Source organism: Aeromonas veronii, from assembly GCF_040215105.1.
In the GTDB taxonomy this organism is placed as follows: Bacteria; Pseudomonadota; Gammaproteobacteria; order Enterobacterales; family Aeromonadaceae; genus Aeromonas; species Aeromonas veronii_G.
This window is the reverse complement of the sequence record NZ_CP157875.1, coordinates 3,029,779-3,046,844: the sequence shown is the minus strand read 5'-3', so window position 1 is coordinate 3,046,844 and position 17,066 is coordinate 3,029,779. Positions and strand designations below refer to the sequence as shown.

General features: G+C 63.0%; 5 protein-coding genes. All 5 read right to left on the bottom strand.

All coding sequences use genetic code 11. From position 1 onward, the window contains the following. Window positions 1-176 precede the first annotated feature (176 nt). The 5 genes from ABNP46_RS13955 to ABNP46_RS13935 are packed head-to-tail and all read right to left on the bottom strand — an operon-like array spanning window position 177 to window position 17,009. Window positions 177-2,276, bottom strand: coding sequence for an HlyD family efflux transporter periplasmic adaptor subunit (locus tag ABNP46_RS13955; RefSeq protein ID WP_349918562.1), 2,100 nt, complete (start codon window positions 2,274-2,276; stop codon window positions 177-179). Next, window positions 2,276-3,616 carry an efflux RND transporter periplasmic adaptor subunit gene (locus tag ABNP46_RS13950; RefSeq protein ID WP_349918560.1) on the bottom strand — a complete coding sequence of 447 codons (1,341 nt, stop codon included), beginning with the start codon at window positions 3,614-3,616 and terminating at the stop codon, window positions 2,276-2,278. Before ABNP46_RS13950 ends, ABNP46_RS13955 begins: the two co-directional genes overlap by 1 nt. Further along, entirely contained in the window at window positions 3,609-4,379 is a 771-nt protein-coding gene (locus ABNP46_RS13945) for an efflux RND transporter periplasmic adaptor subunit (RefSeq protein ID WP_349918559.1), read from the bottom strand. Before ABNP46_RS13945 ends, ABNP46_RS13950 begins: the two co-directional genes overlap by 8 nt. Continuing rightward, on the bottom strand, window positions 4,363-5,889 hold the full coding sequence (locus ABNP46_RS13940; protein WP_349918557.1) for a TolC family protein: 1,527 nt from the start codon (window positions 5,887-5,889) through the stop codon (window positions 4,363-4,365). The genes ABNP46_RS13945 and ABNP46_RS13940 overlap by 17 nt, the downstream gene beginning before the upstream one ends. A gap of 17 nt (window positions 5,890-5,906) precedes the next feature. Continuing rightward, window positions 5,907-17,009 carry a VCBS domain-containing protein gene (locus tag ABNP46_RS13935; RefSeq protein ID WP_349918555.1) on the bottom strand — a complete coding sequence of 3,701 codons (11,103 nt, stop codon included), beginning with the start codon at window positions 17,007-17,009 and terminating at the stop codon, window positions 5,907-5,909. Window positions 17,010-17,066 lie beyond the last annotated feature (57 nt).

Sequence of the window (17,066 nt, the reverse complement as noted above, 5' to 3'; positions counted from 1 at the left end):
ATGGCGGTTAAGTCTTGGTTCAGTGACCAGGGCGTAGAGTGATCACACGTACTCAAGAAGACGGGGCTTCATAAGGAATTGAAACCGGTCTTCATCCGCTGGGTGCGTTTGTCACCTGACAAGCCTGAACTGTTTCACCGGCCCTCGCGGCCGGTTTTTTTATGCCCGTTTGCCCGCTAGAAGCCGCTCTCGCGCAGTAACGCGGCCAGCAGCTGGGTCAGCCCTTCCCCCAACAGACTGCGTTTCTCCCCCTCCAATACCAGCTTGCCCCGGGTCTCCCGCAGATTAGCGGGAGCCTGGTCTAGGCGAACCTGCACCAGGAAAAGCGGGTGTATGGGTTGCAGATCCTCTCCCTGCGTACTGGTGGGGATGGGGCCGCCGAAGCGGGAGCCGAGCATGGGGTGCTTGAGTTTGCCCACCCGGGTGGTGCCGAGGCTGATGAGGGTGCCGGTGAGCGGGCTGGCGGTGCCATCCGGGTAGAAACGCACCGGATCCCCCACTCGCAGCCGTCCCATGTCGTCCGCCGCCACATAGGCATCGAGCTGCCACTGGCTCGGGTCTATCAGGATCCCGACCGGATGCTGGCTGTTGAGCCACTGGCCCGGGCGCTGCTCGGGATCCACATCCAGCCAGAGTCCGTCGAAGGGGGCCGCGAGGCGTAGCCTCTCTATTTCGGCCCGGGTGGCGTTGGCCTCCCGGTATTGCACCCGGAGCCGCTCCTGGGTCGCTATCTGCTCACTCAGGCCGAAAGGATCGTCCAGCATGCCCCCAAGGCGGGCGCCATAGGTCTGGATGCTCTGGGTATTGCCCTGCACCTTCCAGTCGAGATCGGGGTCCACCAGTTGCAACAGGGCATCGCCAGCCTTCACCGGCCCTGGGGCGTGCAGGCTCTCCAGGCGGGCAGGAAAGGGGGTGAACACCAGCAGCTGACGCTCGGCCCGGGCAACCCCGACACCCTTGATCTGGCTGTGCCAGGGCAGGGCCAGCAAGACAAACAGGCTGATGAGGACCAGCCCCAGCCCGAGGCGACGGGGGCGGGTCACGCTGGTGCGAGCCTGCCACCAGTGCCTGAGCTCACGCCAGACTGGCAGCACGATAAACCAGGTGATTTCGACCATGAAGAGGAAGATCCCGAGCAGCTTGAAGAACAGGAAATAGACGGCGATGGCGATGCCGAGGAAGAGCACCAGGCGGTAGCACCAGGTGGCGATGGCAAAGGCGATGAGTGCCCGTCGCTGCCGTGGCGGGAATGGCTCGGGCCAGGGCTCCTGCAGTCCGAGCAGGCGACGGCGCAGTGCCACCCTGGCCAGCGCCGAGGCACGCTCGTGCAGGTTCGGAAAATTGAGCAGATCCGAGAGGATGAAGTAGCCGTCGAAACGCATGAAAGGGCTGGCGTTGAGCGCAAGCGAGAGGATCCAGCTGGTGGTGGCGAGGTAGAGCAAGCCGTTGCGCAAGGGGCCGTCATCGCACAGTGCCCAGCCGAGGGTGGCAAGACCTGCGAGGGATAGCTCGGTCAGGATCCCGGCGCTGGCGATGGCGAGCCGCTGTCTGGGGCGGGTCAGCTTCCAGCTCTCGCTGGTATCCGTGTAGAGCATGGGCCAGAGCACCACGAAGGCGATGCCCATGTGGGCCACCCGCACCCCCAGCCGGGTAGCGACCAGCGCATGGCCAAGCTCGTGCAACGTCTTGGCCAGGATCAGGGCGATGGCGAAGCTCAGCAGTCCATCCAGGGAGAAAGATTCCACCAGGGCGTGGGTAAAGGCATCCCATTGCTGCAGTGCCAGCATGACGCCGAGTAGGCTGGCGAGGATGACCAGCCAGGCGGTGATGGGAGAAAACAGCCAGCCAAGGTGTGTGGCCAGGCGCTGCAGCAGGGCCTGGGGACGCAGCAGGGGAATGCGAAAGAAGAGGTAGTGATGCAGCCACCAGTTGCCCTTCAGCCATGCCCGGCCTTCACTGCCCTGACGCAACCGCTCCACGGCCTGGGGACTTGGGCGCAGCAACTGATGGCGCTCGAGAAACTGGCAGAGGGCGAGGATCTGCTCGGCTTCCGGGTGCAGGGATGTCTCGTTTTGCAGCTGCTGTTGCAGGCTGCGGGGCGTCTGTCCGGCCCAGCGAACCAGACACTCGAATTCGAACCAGCCGATGCGATAGAAGCGGTTGATGACGGTGTCCTGGATGAGCCAGGCGGGCTCCCCGGTGGCGGTGCTGTCGGCCGGGCAGAGGCGCAGATCGTCGCGCAGGCTCGGCAGGGGGAGATCGGCCGGATCCAGCATCAAAGTCCGCTCCAGGCGCGCAGGGCCGCCAGCGGCCGGCGCAGCAGGTAATAGCCGAGCAGGACGCGATCGCCGTAAAGCTTGGCCGTGCCATGCAAGCCGAGGCGCGCATGGGGCGGGGCGTCCTCGATGCTGGCAAGCAGCCGATAGGCGATGACCCCTTCGGCCCCAGGCTGGGCCTGATAGCTGGTCTCCAGGATCTTGCCACGCAGGGGTTGCAAGGGATAGGCGCTGAGGAACAGGGTGACCTCGGCGCCGGGTTCGAGGGCGATGGCGTCGGCGACCGGCAGCTGGATGCGCATGGCGGGACGACCGGGATCCGCCAGTTGCATGATGCGTTCTCCGGTCACCACCGGCTTGCCGATCCAGTCGTTGACGTCGCTGAACACGGCGATGCCATCGCTTGGGGAGGTGACCTCGCTGCGGGAGAGCTGCAGCTCGACCCCCGCGAGTTCGGCCCGTTTCTGCTGGGCGCGGCCGGTGAGCAGGGTCAGCTCACGTCGGCTCTGGGGATTGTCGAAGGCACGCTGGCTGGCGGCGAGCAGTTCGGCATCGGCGACGGCCACCTCCTGCGTCAGTACTTCTGCCCGATTGCGCAAGGTGGTCTCGTCGAGCCGAAACAGCGGGTCCCCGGCCTTCACCACCTGGTTGGGGCGCACTGCCAGATGCTGGATGACCCCCGCCAAGGGGCTGCTGATCACCTGATTGGTGCGTGAGACCACTTCTGCCGGCGCCAGGGCACTCTGGCGAATGGGGATGAGCAGCATGATGCCTGCCGCAGTGGCCAGCAGGATGAGTTGGCGTCGGCTTGGCCGCCAGCTGAATAGCCTGGGTTGATGGGTCAGGCTGTGCCAGCAATAGGCCCAGGTCTGCCAGAGGCCTGGCAGCAGGGGGAGCAGGGGAGCGGGAGGTTCGGCTTCGCGCAGCAGGCAGAACAGACCGAGGCGCTCTCCCTCCTCATGCTGGATGGGAACGCAGAATACCCCCTCCGGCCACCATTCGGCCCAGCCATCGACCAGGTGATCGGGCAGGGCCAGGGCATCCCGTGCCAGCCAGACGGGCTGGTTGCCGCTGACCTGTGCATCGAGCCAGCGACTCATGCCGTCGAGCCAGATGAGGTAGGGAGAGTCTTCGCTGGGTTTGGCCAGGCCCGAGACACAGAGCAGCTCTTGTGCCTGACCGTGGCTTTTGAACACCAGCGCCTGATGGAAGGGCAGCAGCTGATACAGGTCGTTGGCCATGGAGAAGGCGAGGGCGTTGAGACTTCGGGCGGCCATGGTCCGGTCGCGCAGGGCATGGAGTGCGAGCAGTAGCTGAGGCGGAGGGAGGCGTTCAGTCATGGGACTCCATGAGTCGAGCCACGCCACTCATGCCGGCCACCAGCTCGGGGTAGGGGGCATCCAGGCGGGCTTCCAGTTCGACGGTCTGGGCCACGGCATCGACCCTGGCATTGATCTGGCTGATCTTGGCCTGATAGGGCTTGCCGGTTTCGAGCACGTTGATCTCGATGGGCTGCCCCTCCTTGAGGCCGGACAGCAGGCGAGAGGGGACGTTGAGCCTTACCTTGAGGGGACCGTCGCTCACCAGATCGAACAGCGGGGTGCCGGCAGTCATGGTCTGGTAGGGTTTGGCCTGCACCTGGGCGATGCGCCCGGCAAAGGGGGCCCTGACATCGCAGTAGCTGCTGCGGGCCCGAGCCAGGGCATCGGCGCCCTCGGCCTTCTGCACTCCGGTGGCGGCGATGGCGACCTCGAGATCCCCCACCGCATCGAGTTTGCGCAGATTGCGTTTGGCGGCGAGATCCTGGCGCGCCATCTGCAATTCAGCCCGGGCGACGCTGGCCTGAGCCTCCCCTTCACGGCAATCGAAACGGGCCAGCAGCGTGCCCTTTGGGACTCGCTGGCCCAGACGGGCTTGGAGTTCCCCCAGGGTACCGCTCATCTGGCTGGAGAGGGTGGTCTCCAGATTGGCGGCCAGCAGGATGCGGATGGCATTGGGGTCATCCTGCCAGTGCTGCTGATCGCTCTGCGGCGCGGGCGCGGCCTGGAGACTGAGCGGCAACAGCAGCAGGCACGGGAGGCAGAGGTTAGTCGACGAGGGCATAGGGTACCCCGCTATTGGAGGTCAGCAAGGCCTGGTTCTCCTGTTTCTTGATGGTCTGCTCGATGGCGTTGGCCAAGGTGGTGATGTCGTGTTGGGCAATGGCCTCGGGTTGCACATCCAGGCCGATGGAGTTGTAGAGCCGCCCCCAGGCCGCCTGTGCCTGTGAGTAAGCCGCTTCGCGCTGGTAGCGGGAGAGCAGGTAGCGCCCCTCCGAGCGGATCACCTCGAGCTCTGAGCCCTGATCGCTGGTACGGGCCGCCTGAGCGTAGTTCAGAAGACTCTTGTCGACCCGCAGGCTCTCGTCGGCGAAGGCGACCTCCTGGGCTGCCAGGTTATAACGCAGCGCTCCGACCCTGACCTGGGTCAGCACCGCCATGGAGAGGGCGACCCGGCGGGCATCGTCGGTGACCTTCTGGGAGACCTCGGTATTCTGGATGGCGGGGATGCGCAGGAACTTGAGCAGGTTGATCGAGACTTGCAGCCCGGTCTCGGACCAGTGATTGTTGTAGAGATACTGGTTGGAGTCGTAGTTGTAACCCCAGTTCAGGCTGACGTTTGGCCAGAGTTCCGCCTTGGCTATCTTGATGTCCTGCTGGTTGGCACGCTTGCGATACCACTCCTCCATGATCTCGGGGCGATTCTCCAGCGCCATCAGCTCCATGTTGTCGATGGTCTGTGCCAGGATGGGCAGCTTGGGCTCGGGGGTATCGGCCAGTTCCATCTTGCTGCCGGAGGGGAGCGACATGAGGGCGGCCAGCTCGGCACGGGCGAACTCGAGATCCTGTCGCCGCTGATTGAGCAGGGAGACAGCGTCTATCAGGGCCCGTTGGTAGGCGAGGGCCTGCTGGCGAGGCATCAACCCCTGCGTCTCGGCCTGGCGGGCCGAATCCAGGGCCATCTGGGTTCTGGCCATCAGCTTGTTGACCTCTGGCAGCAGCCGCTGCGCCCCCAGGGCGCGCCAGTAGGCGCTGCGCACATCCTGCAGCACGTTCTGGGCAACCTTGCGTCTGCGCTCCTCGGCCATCAACACCTGGTCGGCTTTTTGCTGGTTGCGGTAATAGGCCACTCCGAAGTCCAGCAGACTCCAGCTCAGGCCCAGCCCGCTCAGATCACGATAACGCTCCTGGGACGTTGAGGGGCGCAGGCTCACCTCACCATCCTCTATCCCGACCGAGGTGCCGCCGGAGTCGTTGCTGCGTCCTGCCAGTCCGGCGGAGGCCACCAGCTGGGGCAGCATCTCGTGGCTCGAGAGATCCCGCAGATCGGCGGCCAGGGCGCTCTCCATCAGCTTCAGGCGATAGTCCAGGTTGTACTTGAGGGCGCGGGCCGCCGCCTCGTAGAAGGTAATGGGGTGGTTCACCGGTTCCTGCTGGCCATACATCATCTGGCGATCGAACTGGATCCTGTCGGTCTTGTCCTGCTCGGTATAGGTCTCAGGTGGCAGAGTGCTGCAGGCGCACAGCAGCAGTGGGGTGCTGAGGAGCAAGGGTCTGGAAGCGAGTTGTGGCATAGGGTTCGTCCTTGGAATCAAGTGCCTGATCTTGTTGTTGTGACAGCATTGCGTGCGATGGTGCGTCCCGCAGCATCCTGCAACTGCCTGGTAAAACTGCTGGCCTTGCCGGTGCGCCCGTCAGCGAGATGGGGTCTCATCTGCTGGGGAGTCATGGCGAATACGGACTCATCGCTGAGCAGGCCGTCGGCATTGAGATCTATCCGCCCGTGGCGACCGAGGAAGGTCGCCAGATCCAGCTCCTGGGCAAGCCAGCTCTCCTGTACGCTCTGGCTGACGAAGGTGCCGTCGAGCTGACCCAGACCCTGGCCGATGCTCTGGCTCTGGATCTCCGGCGCCAGCCCGAAGAACAGCTGGCTGCCATCGGACTGCTCGGCGCTGGCCCCGAGCCGTAAATTGATGTTCTGTACGACAGGGGTCACGAACACCACGGGGGTCGGGTCGGGGTAAGCGTCAACGGTGCTGGTATTTCCGGATGCCCCGTCCTCATGGTGGCCAGCGGGTCCCTCGTCGGGGGGCGGAACATAGGGGGCCGAGATGTCCAGGTGGATCACCAACTGGGCCTGGTCGGTGGCATCGCTGCCATCCCCCAGGGTGTAGGTGAAGACATCCTGCAGTACCTGTCCGAGCCCGGCAGCGGCAAGCACTTCCCGGTTGGTCAGGTCGATGGTGTAGCTGTAGCTGCCGTCGGCATTGAGTGTGAGCCAGCCGTAGCGGCCTGCCAGGGGCTGGCCGAGCACGCCCCCGTCGCCGCTGCCATTCTCGGCACCGCTGCGCACGGCCACGACACGCAAGGGATCATTGGCGTCCACATCCCCGTCGTTTGGCAGTACCTGGCCCTGGGTATGGGGGGCGGGCTGCTGATCGTTGGCGACCGCACTGTCATCCTGAGCGACCGGATTGTCGTTGGCCCCTTGAATGAGTACCGTCAGCCGGGCCAGGGACTGAGCCCCGGTGGTGTCACGCATCTGATAGCTGAAGATCTCGGTCAATGTCTGGCCGGTGGTGCGCAGCGCCTCGACCTCGGGGTTGTCATTGTCCAGCAGATAACGGTAGCTGCCATCGGCATTGAGGATGAGCTGGCCATAGCGTCCCTGCAACGTCTGCCCTGCCGCGACGCTGACTCCCTGGGCATTGCTGACGGTGAGGACGGCGCGGGTCTCACCGTTCTCCGCGCTGTCTACATCGCTGTCGTTGTCCAGCACATTGCCCACCGGATCCCGCCCTGCCGTGGTGTTGTGAATGCCGCCAGCCTCGATGGCCGTGGTCTGATCGTCCTGGGCGATGGGGGTGTCATTGGTTCCCTCAATCAGCACTGTCAATTTTGCTTGGGATTGTGCTCCCAGCGTATCTTGCATCAGATAAATAAATGTGTCGGTCAGTGTCTGACCGGCGGTACGCAGCGCCTCGACCTCAGGGTTGTCATTGTCCAGCAGATAGCGGTAGCTGCCATCGGCATTGAGGATGAGCTGGCCATAGCGGCCCTGCAACGTCTGCCCTGCCGTGGCGCTGACCCCCTGGGCATTGCTGACGGTGAGAACGGTACGGGTTTCACCATTGGCCGCGCTGTCTACATCGTTGTCGTTGTCCAGTACATTGCCAGTGGGATCCCGCCCTGCCGTGGTGTTGTGAATGCCGCCAGCCTCGATGGCCGTGGTCTGATCGTCCTGGGCAATGGGGGTGTCATTACTCCCCCTGATGGTCAGGGTCAGGGTGCTGACACTGCCGTCTCCCCAGATATCGACAATCTGATAGCTGAAGACTTCGGTCAGGGTCTGATCCGGTCTACGCAGGGCTTGCACCTCGGCCAGACTGTTGTCCAGGCTGTAGTGCCACCTGCCATCGGCGTTCATAAGAAGATCCCCGTAACGACCACGCAATACCGTGCCCAGGCTGGCACTTTGACCATTGGCGTTTTGTACCTGCGTCACGGTCAGGGAATCTCCTTCAAGATCCGTGTCATTGTCCAGCACGTTGCCGTTCGGATTCAGGCCAGGCTGGGCATTGTTCAGCCCTCCGGCCTCGATGACCTGTGCCTGGTCGGGATTGGCGACAGGCGCATCATTGCGCCCGCGAATGATGATGGTGAGTTGAGCCAGATCGATGGCCCCGGCAAGATCCTGCGCCCGATAGGTGAAATGATCATTGAGGGTCTGCAAGGGCCCCAGGCCCAGTACGGCGGCGTTGGTGATGTCCAGCGCGTATTGATAGTCGCCGTTCAGATGCAGCGTCAGGGTGCCATATTGGCCCACTAGCACCAATGGCACACCCAGACTCACGGGATCGAGAGTGCCGCTGGAGGCCTCTTCCCCGGTGCGCCCCCCCGTCAGGGTGAGGAGGTCGCCACTGTCGACATCCGTGTCATTGGTCAACAGATTGCCGCTGGGGTTTCTGACGTTGCCTGCGCCATTGTCGGCGGCTGCGAGGCCAGTATTGTTCTGGGCGACCGGTGCGTCGTTGGCTCCCTCTATACGGATGATGAGCGTGCTTTGACTGCTGGCATTGTTGGCATCCCGCATGCCGTAATTGAAGGTGTCGTTTAGCACATCGCCACTGGTTCGCAAGGCCTGCACCGCAGGCAGGCTGTTATCCACCACATAGGTGTAGCTGCCATCGGCATTGAGGGTGAGCCAGCCGTAGGTACCCCTCAGTTGTGAGCCCAGGATACCGGCTGTGCCACCAATTGTGCTGACGGCGTTGACGGTCTTGGTTTCATTGAGGTTCGCCGAATCAGGGTCGGTGTCGTTGGCAAGGACGTTGCCGGTGGCGTTGCTGCCCAGGGTGGCATTGTTGATGCCGCCCGCCTCGATGGCGGTTCCGGTGTCGGCAATGGCGACCGGGGTGTCGTTGCGTCCCTCGATGGTGATGGTCAGGGTCGAGGCACTGAGCAAGCCGCCGAGATCCCGGATCTGGTAGTCAAATTGTTCTGTGAGGGTGTCCCCGGGGAGCAGTCTTTGGACATCGGGATTGGCGTTATCCACCACGTAGGTGTAAGTGCCATTGGCGTTGAGGGTGAGCCAGCCGTAGGTGCCCCTCAGCGCGGAGCCCAGGGTCCCGGCGGTACCGCCACTGGTGCTGACGGCACTGACAGTCTTGGTTTCATTCAGGTTCGCCGAGTCGGGGTCGGTGTCATTGGTGAGCACGTTGCCACTGGGATTGGTGCCCGCGGTGCCGTTGTTGAGACCACCGGCCTCGATGGCGATGGCGGTATCGGCGATGGCGATCGGGGTATCGTTGCGTCCCTCAATGGTTATGGTCAGGGTCGAGGCACTGAGCAAGCCGCCAAGATCCCGGATCTGATAGCCAAATTGCTCGGTGAGGGTTTCCCCCGGCAGCAGTGCTTGGACATCGGGATGGGCGTTGTTCACCACATAGCTGTAGCTGCCATCGGCATTGAGGGTGAGGGTGCCGTAGCGTCCGTTGATGGCGCTGCCGACCGTCCCCGTGGTCGCTTCAAAGTTGACGCCGGAGACGGTGAGCTGCTCGCCGTTGGCATCGGGGTCGGTGTCATTGGTGAGCACGTTGCCACTGGGATTGGTGCCCGCGGTGCCATTGTTGAGGCCACCGTCCTCGATGGCGGTGGCGGTATCGGCGGCGGCGGTGGGTGCATCATTGGCCCCCTGGATGGTCATGGTGATGCTGGCCTGGCTGGTGGCCCCGGCGGCATCGCGCATGGTGTAGCTGAAGCTGTCGGTGAGTGTGTTGCTGGTCAGGCGCAGGGCCTGCACCGCAGACAGGCTGTTATCCACCACGTAGGTGTAAGTGCCATTGGCGTTGAGGGTGAGCCAGCCGTAGGTGCCCTTCAGTGCTGAGCCCAGGATCCCGGCGGTGCCACCACCAGTGCTGACGGCACTGACGGTCTTGGTCTCATTCAGGTTCGCCGAGTCGGGGTCGGTGTCATTGGTGAGCACGTTACCGGTGGCGTTGCTGCCCTGGGTGGCGTTGTTGATGCCGCCCGCCTCGATGGCGGTGCCGGTGTCGGCAACGGCGATGGGGGCATCATTGCTACCGTTGATGGTGATGAGCAGGGTAGTGATGTCGTTGAGGTTGCCAAGATCCATGACCCGGTAACTGAAGGTCTCGGTGAGGCTCTCCCCCGTGAGCAGGGCCTGGACGGTGGCGTTGGTGTTGTCGACGACATAGCGATAGCTGCCATCGGCCCCGAGGATCAGGGTGCCGTACAGACCGGGCACCTGGCCGCCGTTGGCGCTGGTGCTGCCCGCCGGCACATCGATGATCTGCCCAAGATCGGTGACGGGGCCCAGTGCGACCTTGTCGACGCGCTTGCTGTCGGCGTTGTCGATGTCCGTATCGTTGCCGAGCACATTGCCGGTTGCATCCGTGCCGGGCTGGCCGACCCCCTGCTCGGTGACGCTGCCCGTATCCGGAGTTGCCACAGGAGCATCGTTGGCTCCCCGGATGGTGACGTCGAGGTAAGCCAGACTGCTGGCACCCAGGCTGTCTATCAGCGTGTAACTGAACCGTTCGGTCAGGGTGTCGCTGTCAAGACGCAGGGCTTCGACGTCCGGATGGCTGTTGTTGACCTCGTAGCGATATCCCCCGCCGGACAGCAGATAGAGAGTGCCATATTTGCCATTCAGGGTGGCGGGGATATCGGCCGAGTTCGGGGTGACGGTGTTGTTGGGGGCCGTGTCCAAACTGGTGACCAGCCCCAGATGCAGACGATCGCCATTGGTGGCAATGTCGACATCCAGGTCATTGGTCAGCAGATTGCCCTGTGGATTGTTTCCTGGCTGGTTGTTTTTCGTGCCACCGGCCTCGGTGGCAGTGACATTATCGTCTTGGCCGATGGGGGCGTCATTGATTGGCCGTATGGTAATCGCGATGCTGGTCGTGTCGGTCAGGGCATCTTCGGCATTGCCGGGGATGCCATCCCCATTCAGCTTGTCACCGAACTGGCCATTGTCATTGACCAGCACGGACAAGACGTCGCTGCCGTTGAAATCCTGATTGCCGCGATAGTTCAGGGTCAGCAGGGCCGCGTTGAGGGCACTCAGGTTGCCGGTCAATATCAGCTGGGCACCACTGTTGTTGGTTACAACGGTCAGGCCCGCGGCGCTGCCAAGAGACAAGACGCCATGACTGACGGTGAGGGTCAGGGTCAGGGCGCCGGTGCCCGCGTCGATATCGGCCACCGACAGCCCTGTGATGGTGAGGTCGGTGTCCTCATCCACGCTCTGGGCCGGTGTGGTATTGCCGAGTTCGGGGGCGTCGTTGAGCTCCACATAGCCAATGTTGGCACCATCGACATATTGACTGCCGTCGATACCGCTTTCGGTGAGGGTGACGCTGACCTGGCCAAGGGTGTTGCCATCGCTGTCGATGCGCACCTGCAGGGTGCCTGCGCTGGCATCCGTGATGGTGGCGCCGGCGGGCCCGTCGAGACGATAGACACCGGCGGGAAGGATACCAAAGGAGAAGTGGCCGCTGCTGTCTGTTGTGGCGGTAAAACTCCGGTTATCCCCGGTGGTGGCCAGATCTCCATCGGCACCGCCCCAGACCAGGGTGACGGTTTTCCCTGTCAGGCCCGGGCCATCCGGAGTGGTACTGGTGTTGGCGCTGGCGGTGTCGTTCCACAGGGTACCGCTGATGATGCCAAGACCGGCCCGGCTGGTGAGCACATAGTTGTTGAGCGTGTTGCCCGGCCCGTCCTGACCGGTACGCTCGCCACTGTCGCTGCCATCTGCGCCGACACTGGAGCCGCCCCAGCCGGTGAAGCTTTCCGGCAGGCTGGACCAGGTGAGGGTCGCATCCGTACCGGTGATGTTGGCGCCATTGGGCAGGTCCACGCTGTAGACAAGGCTCACTTTGGCGCCCACATCCAGCTGGGAGAAGTTGACCGCGAAGCTGTTGCCCTCGGTCAGGGTCACTGTCGTGCCGGGAGGGAGGCCGAAGTTGTTGCCGCCGGCACTACGGTCATAGGTGTAGGTGGTGCCGTTCAGGGTGATGGTCAGGCTGGTCAGGGCGTAGTTGCTGCCACCCGGGAAGCCATCGGTCAGGCGGGGTTCGAAGGCGATGATGCCCCCGGTCTGCTGGAAGTCTATCTGGACGTTGGCACTGCCGGCTGTACCATTGATGCTGGGAGTGAAGCCCGTGATGGTCTTGTCAAGGCCCCCCATGCCGGGTTCGATGACGCTCTGAATGACGGTGGCGCTGGTGCCACGCTGGACCAGATTGGCGGGATCCGTCCCGACATAATCCTTGGCGATGACCCCTAGTTGGGTACCCGCCTGGTTGCTCTGGACGTTGTCGACCCGGACGTTGAACTCGATGGCGATGCCTTCAAGGTTGCTATCGCCATCGAAGTTATCAATGTTGCCCAAGCGGAAAATGATGGTCTGGTTACCATCGGCGTCGGTGACGACTTGGATCTGGCTGTTGGCAAGCAGGCCTTGCAGGCCGTTGGCCAGGGTCGGGGAGATGGACTGCGCGGCTATACTGGTCTGATCGCCAAGGACGTCAGCCCCGGTGATGAGCGACCCACCCAGGCTGCTGGTGAGGGCGCCATTGGAGATCAAGGCTAGCCGGACCTGTTCCGGATCGATAAAACTGAGCCCCTTCGGCAGGCTCACCCTGAGCTCATAGTTGTCATTCTCCCCTTCGGGGATCAGGGCGACCACCTTGTAGCGCACTATCTCGCCCACCGTGACCTGCTCGATGCTGGCATCGGTGGCCCCCCCACCGGTTTCTGCCACACCGCCGACCCGGGAGATCAGAATGCCGCTGGCGATAGGGATGACCCCCTTGCTGATGACCTGGAAGTCGTTGAGCACGTTGTCGATGAGCTGGCCATCGACACCGGTACGCTCGCCAGCGGGGTCGGCACTGGTACCCTGAGTGCCGTTCAGGCTGGTCCACTGCACCTCGGCCTGGTTGGTCAGCTGGGCAAAACTGGTGGCGCTGGCATTGACGGTAGCGGAGACAGTGATGATGAGCTGCTTGCCCACCGCCATGTCGATATTGGCATCGGCCTTGGTCTGCAAGTGGTAGCCGGCCTGTGGGTCGCCCACCAGTTCGAACTGACTGCTGACGTCGACACCATCATAGATGACCGACCCCAGACTGTAGTTGCCCAGTTGGGTGGGCAGGGCATTGCTCAGACGGATGTCGAAGGCGTCCAGGGCGCCGGTGTTGCTGACGACGATGTTGAAGCTGAGGTTGTCTCCCTCCTCGAAGCCATAGGGTGGGGGCGTGGTCTGCAAGCTCTGGATAACAGTGAGTCTGGGCTCCTGAATGATGACATCGGAGGACGGTGCCGTCGTGACTTCTCGCACGATGGGGGCGCCCGCCGCGACATCCCCATCGGGGTCCTGGTAGTGCAAGCTGGCGCCGTTGCTGAGATGGGTACCTGGCTGATTGCTCATGACGTTGTCGGCAACCAGACGCAATCTGATGGTGAAGCTGTTGTTGCCCTGGTTGTTGTCCGCGGTGGCACTACTCACGTTGAAGCTGAAGAGGGCGTCGGCATCATTCGTTCCCAGCCCGCTACCGCTCAGGGTTGGATCGCTGATGGTGCCACCAAAGCCGGTGGTGATGAGCTCATAGCCCTTGCCGCCGTTGTAGCTGGTGTCGAGCCTGAACCCTGGCGGGATAAGGTCGGTGATCTGCAACTGCTGGGTGCTCCCCTCCGGCAGGGTGACCCGGATGTCGTAACCCATGCTCTCACCGATCACCAACACATTGCCGGAGGTATGGCCGGCGCTGGACGAGGCATCCGCATCCCCGTTGATGAAGTCGATGACGAGACTGGGGGCGGCAACCTGCTCGCTTGCCGTGTCGGTCAAATCCACCGGGGTGAAGTCCAGCCCGTTGTTGACGCTGGCATAGTTGCTCAGCACGGCGCTGGTCTCCAGGGTGCTGCTGGTCCGAATATCTGTCGCTACATCCACGTCATAGGTGATGACTATCAGATTGCTACCGTTTGTGTCGGCTGTCGTGCCGCTCCGTCCGGGCAGCAGGCTGGCGACATTGCCCGCGTCCAGGAAGCTGATGGTGTTGCCGTTGACCTGATAGTCGACCCCCAGGGTCAGCTGGGTGCCATCGCCGCGATAGACCTGCAGATTGGCTAAAGCCAGGGATCCGTTGCTGAAGGTGAGACCGGCGGGAAGGTTGATGCTGGTGACGACGTCATAAGCGCCGCCGCCCCCCCGGTTCTCGATGGCCGTGGCCAGACGGAGTTTATCTGCACCGTCTATATCGACGACATCGCCATTCACCGCATTGATATCGGTGATGGGGGCGGTGAAGGGACGACCGCCGCTGCCTGGCGCGGTCCAACTGCCTGTGGTGCCGCTGACGGTACCATTGCTGGACGAGACCACGCCGTGGTTGATGGCGAGATCCGGCTCGGCGATGGAGGTGATGATGGTGACATCCGAGCTGCTGAGCTGGGTCTTGTTCAGGGTGGTGACCTGGCTGGATTGTGCCAGCACATCCAGGGTGCGTTGATCAGCGAAGGGTTGATCGCCGACTCTGAGGGTGAACTCCACCTCGATGCGGCTGCCCCCCAGCGCGCTGGTGGCATAGCTGCCGAAGTCGAAAATGAGGGCGTTGCCGGGCCCCACGGTGACGCTGACGATGTTGCCGAGGTTGGTGTCGCCGGTACCGAAGTGCCACATGCCGACCCCGGTGCCCTCGGTCCAGTTGATGGTGCTGATATCAAACAGGGGGAGGGGCAGATAGGCGGTCAGCTTGAACTGTTCATAGTCCCCGGTCACCAGGTCGTAACTGAGCCGGAAGGTGACCTCATCCCCGGGTCTGAGCTCGACGGGGCCGCCCGGGCTGTTGCTGCCATTGACGGTGGCCAGCTGGATATCGACCTGGCTGGTGGGGATGCGGGTAGTGGTCTGGGAGCTGTCGGACTCCGTGCCGCCAGTCAGGTTGGTGCTGTTCTCAAGGATGCTGGCCGTGACGGTGGCGCTGTTGCCTATGCTGTCCCCTTCATTGATCTCGCTCTGGGGGTTGCCGGCGGGCGGGGTATAACTCTGGCTGATGAGGGCGCTGTAACTCAGCAGGGCGAGGGTGGCGCCTTGCTGATTGTCATCGAAAGCCAGATCGCCGCCGAGCCAGCTCAGCAGCGGGAAGGCATTTTGCAGGGACTGGCCGATATCGAAAGTGATGGTGGTGGTGCCATCGGCATTTTGTGTCGCGGTGTAAACCAGGGCGATGGTCTCACTGGTGCCGTTGCGCATCAGGGTCAGGGTCGGAGTGCCGGTGAAGGTCTGGCCGTCGCTCAGCGTGTCAGTGACCACGAATTGCCCTTCCCCCAGGATATTTTTGCCAAAGGCAAAGTAGTCTGACAGCGCCATCTTGACGGTGTAAGCCAGGGTATCTCCCGGGCTGAGACCCGTCTTGCCACTGTCGACGCTGAGCACGACCTCTTTTTGCAGCGAAATGGATCGAGCCGTGAAGGCAATGGTGTCACCTTGGCCGCTGAAGTCGATGGTCGTGTCCGGTGGCGTCACATCCCGGCTGTCGATGGGGGTCCACTCACCGGTGGCCGTGGGAGCGGCGATGGTGATCTGGACCGCATCGCCGCTGTTGGGGTCGATCACCTGCTGGCCGTTGGCATCGGCGTCGGGCACGTAAAACTTGACGAGGGTGTCGGTGGCGGCGCTCAGGGTACTGTATTGCACCGTGAAGGCGCTGATGAAGATGAGATCGCTGTTGATGGCATTGGCCATCAGGGTCGGATTGGTGATGACCCGGCCATCGGAGAGGGTGATGGAGGTCAGGGTACCGTTGGTCCCCGGCGTGATGGCGGTGACCTGCATATTGGCCGGCAGAGCCTGGCTGATGACGACGTTGCTGAGTATCTGGCCTGCGGCCGGGGTGGCGGTCAGGGTCAGGGTATGGTTGAAGTTGGGGCCCGTGGTGGTCTCCCCTTCCTTCATGTCGAGACTCTGTTCGAACTCGATGATGGTGGGCCTGACCACGAAGCTGTGCAGACTGCTCTCGGTCAGGGTGGGATCATCTAGCGGGTTGTTCAGGGCGTCGTTGCCATACTGGAAGCCGCTGCGCACTCCTATGGTGAGCTGTGGCGTGGCCGAGGAGTAGCTGGTATCCGCCAGCTCGCTCAACCTGGCGCTGATCTGGATGGGAATGTCCGGCTGCCCCTGGGTCACACTGGCAAAGGGCAGTACCACCACCACCAGGGTATCCCCGGCGCGCAGCCCCACATCGGCCGCCCGGATGATGAGGGGATTGCCGCTGCTGTCGACGGCGAGGGGGTGGGTCGCATTGCCGGAGGCGTCGAAGACGACGGTATGGGTCTGGAGGACCTGGCCCAGATAGCTTGCCTGGGTAAAGGTGATCCCATCGTTCCCGTCCTTGCCTGTACTGGGCAGATAGATATCCAGATAGGGAGCATAACCGCTCTGGCTGGCGGCATTGCGAACGTTGACGGTGAACTGGACCTCGTCACCGAGCAGCACATCGGCACTGCTTTGAGGCAGGCTGCTGCTGGGCTCGGCGTTGGCCAGCAGGCTATCGTAGCTGTGCAGCGCTGCAGCACCCAGGGCGAGTGGCTGATCGATGAGTCCCTTGCTCACCTCCAGTTGCCAGTCTCCCCCTTTGCTGATGGCGCCGGTGTCATCGCTGGATGCCCCGACATCGGCCCCAGTCCATTGTGCCAGGGCATTGACCAGCGCCTGTCCGGACTCCCCGGCACCGACTCGGCAACCGTAGAGTTGAATGTCGGCATTCTGGCTCAGATGGGATTGCCAGCCCTGCAATTGCGCACTGACGCTTGCCAGATTGTCGGCGGTGAGGGTGCGATTGCCCAGAGTGAATTGACCCGCGGAGCCGTGGGAGAGGATCTGGATGCTGTCGACCTGGCCGAGCTGCGCCAGTTTCTGCCCAATGGCGGCCAGGGCATCGGTTTGCTTGTCAATCAGCAGCAGGCTGGTGTTGCCGTCCAGGTGTTCGGTCAGTTGCTGCGCTTGCTCGATCCGGGTATCGATGACCAGCAGGTGGCGGGGTTGGGCTGTTTGTGAAGGTTCACCGTGAGCGGGGGCATCGCTTGGGTTGTCCTGGTGCTCCTGACTCTGATGCTCGGCTGCCACGGCCGCGGCACCGTCAAACAGTATGCGCGGTTCCAATGCCAACATCTGGTGTTGGGGCCGGAGAATGGATCTAGGGTTCGAAGTAGCCATAGC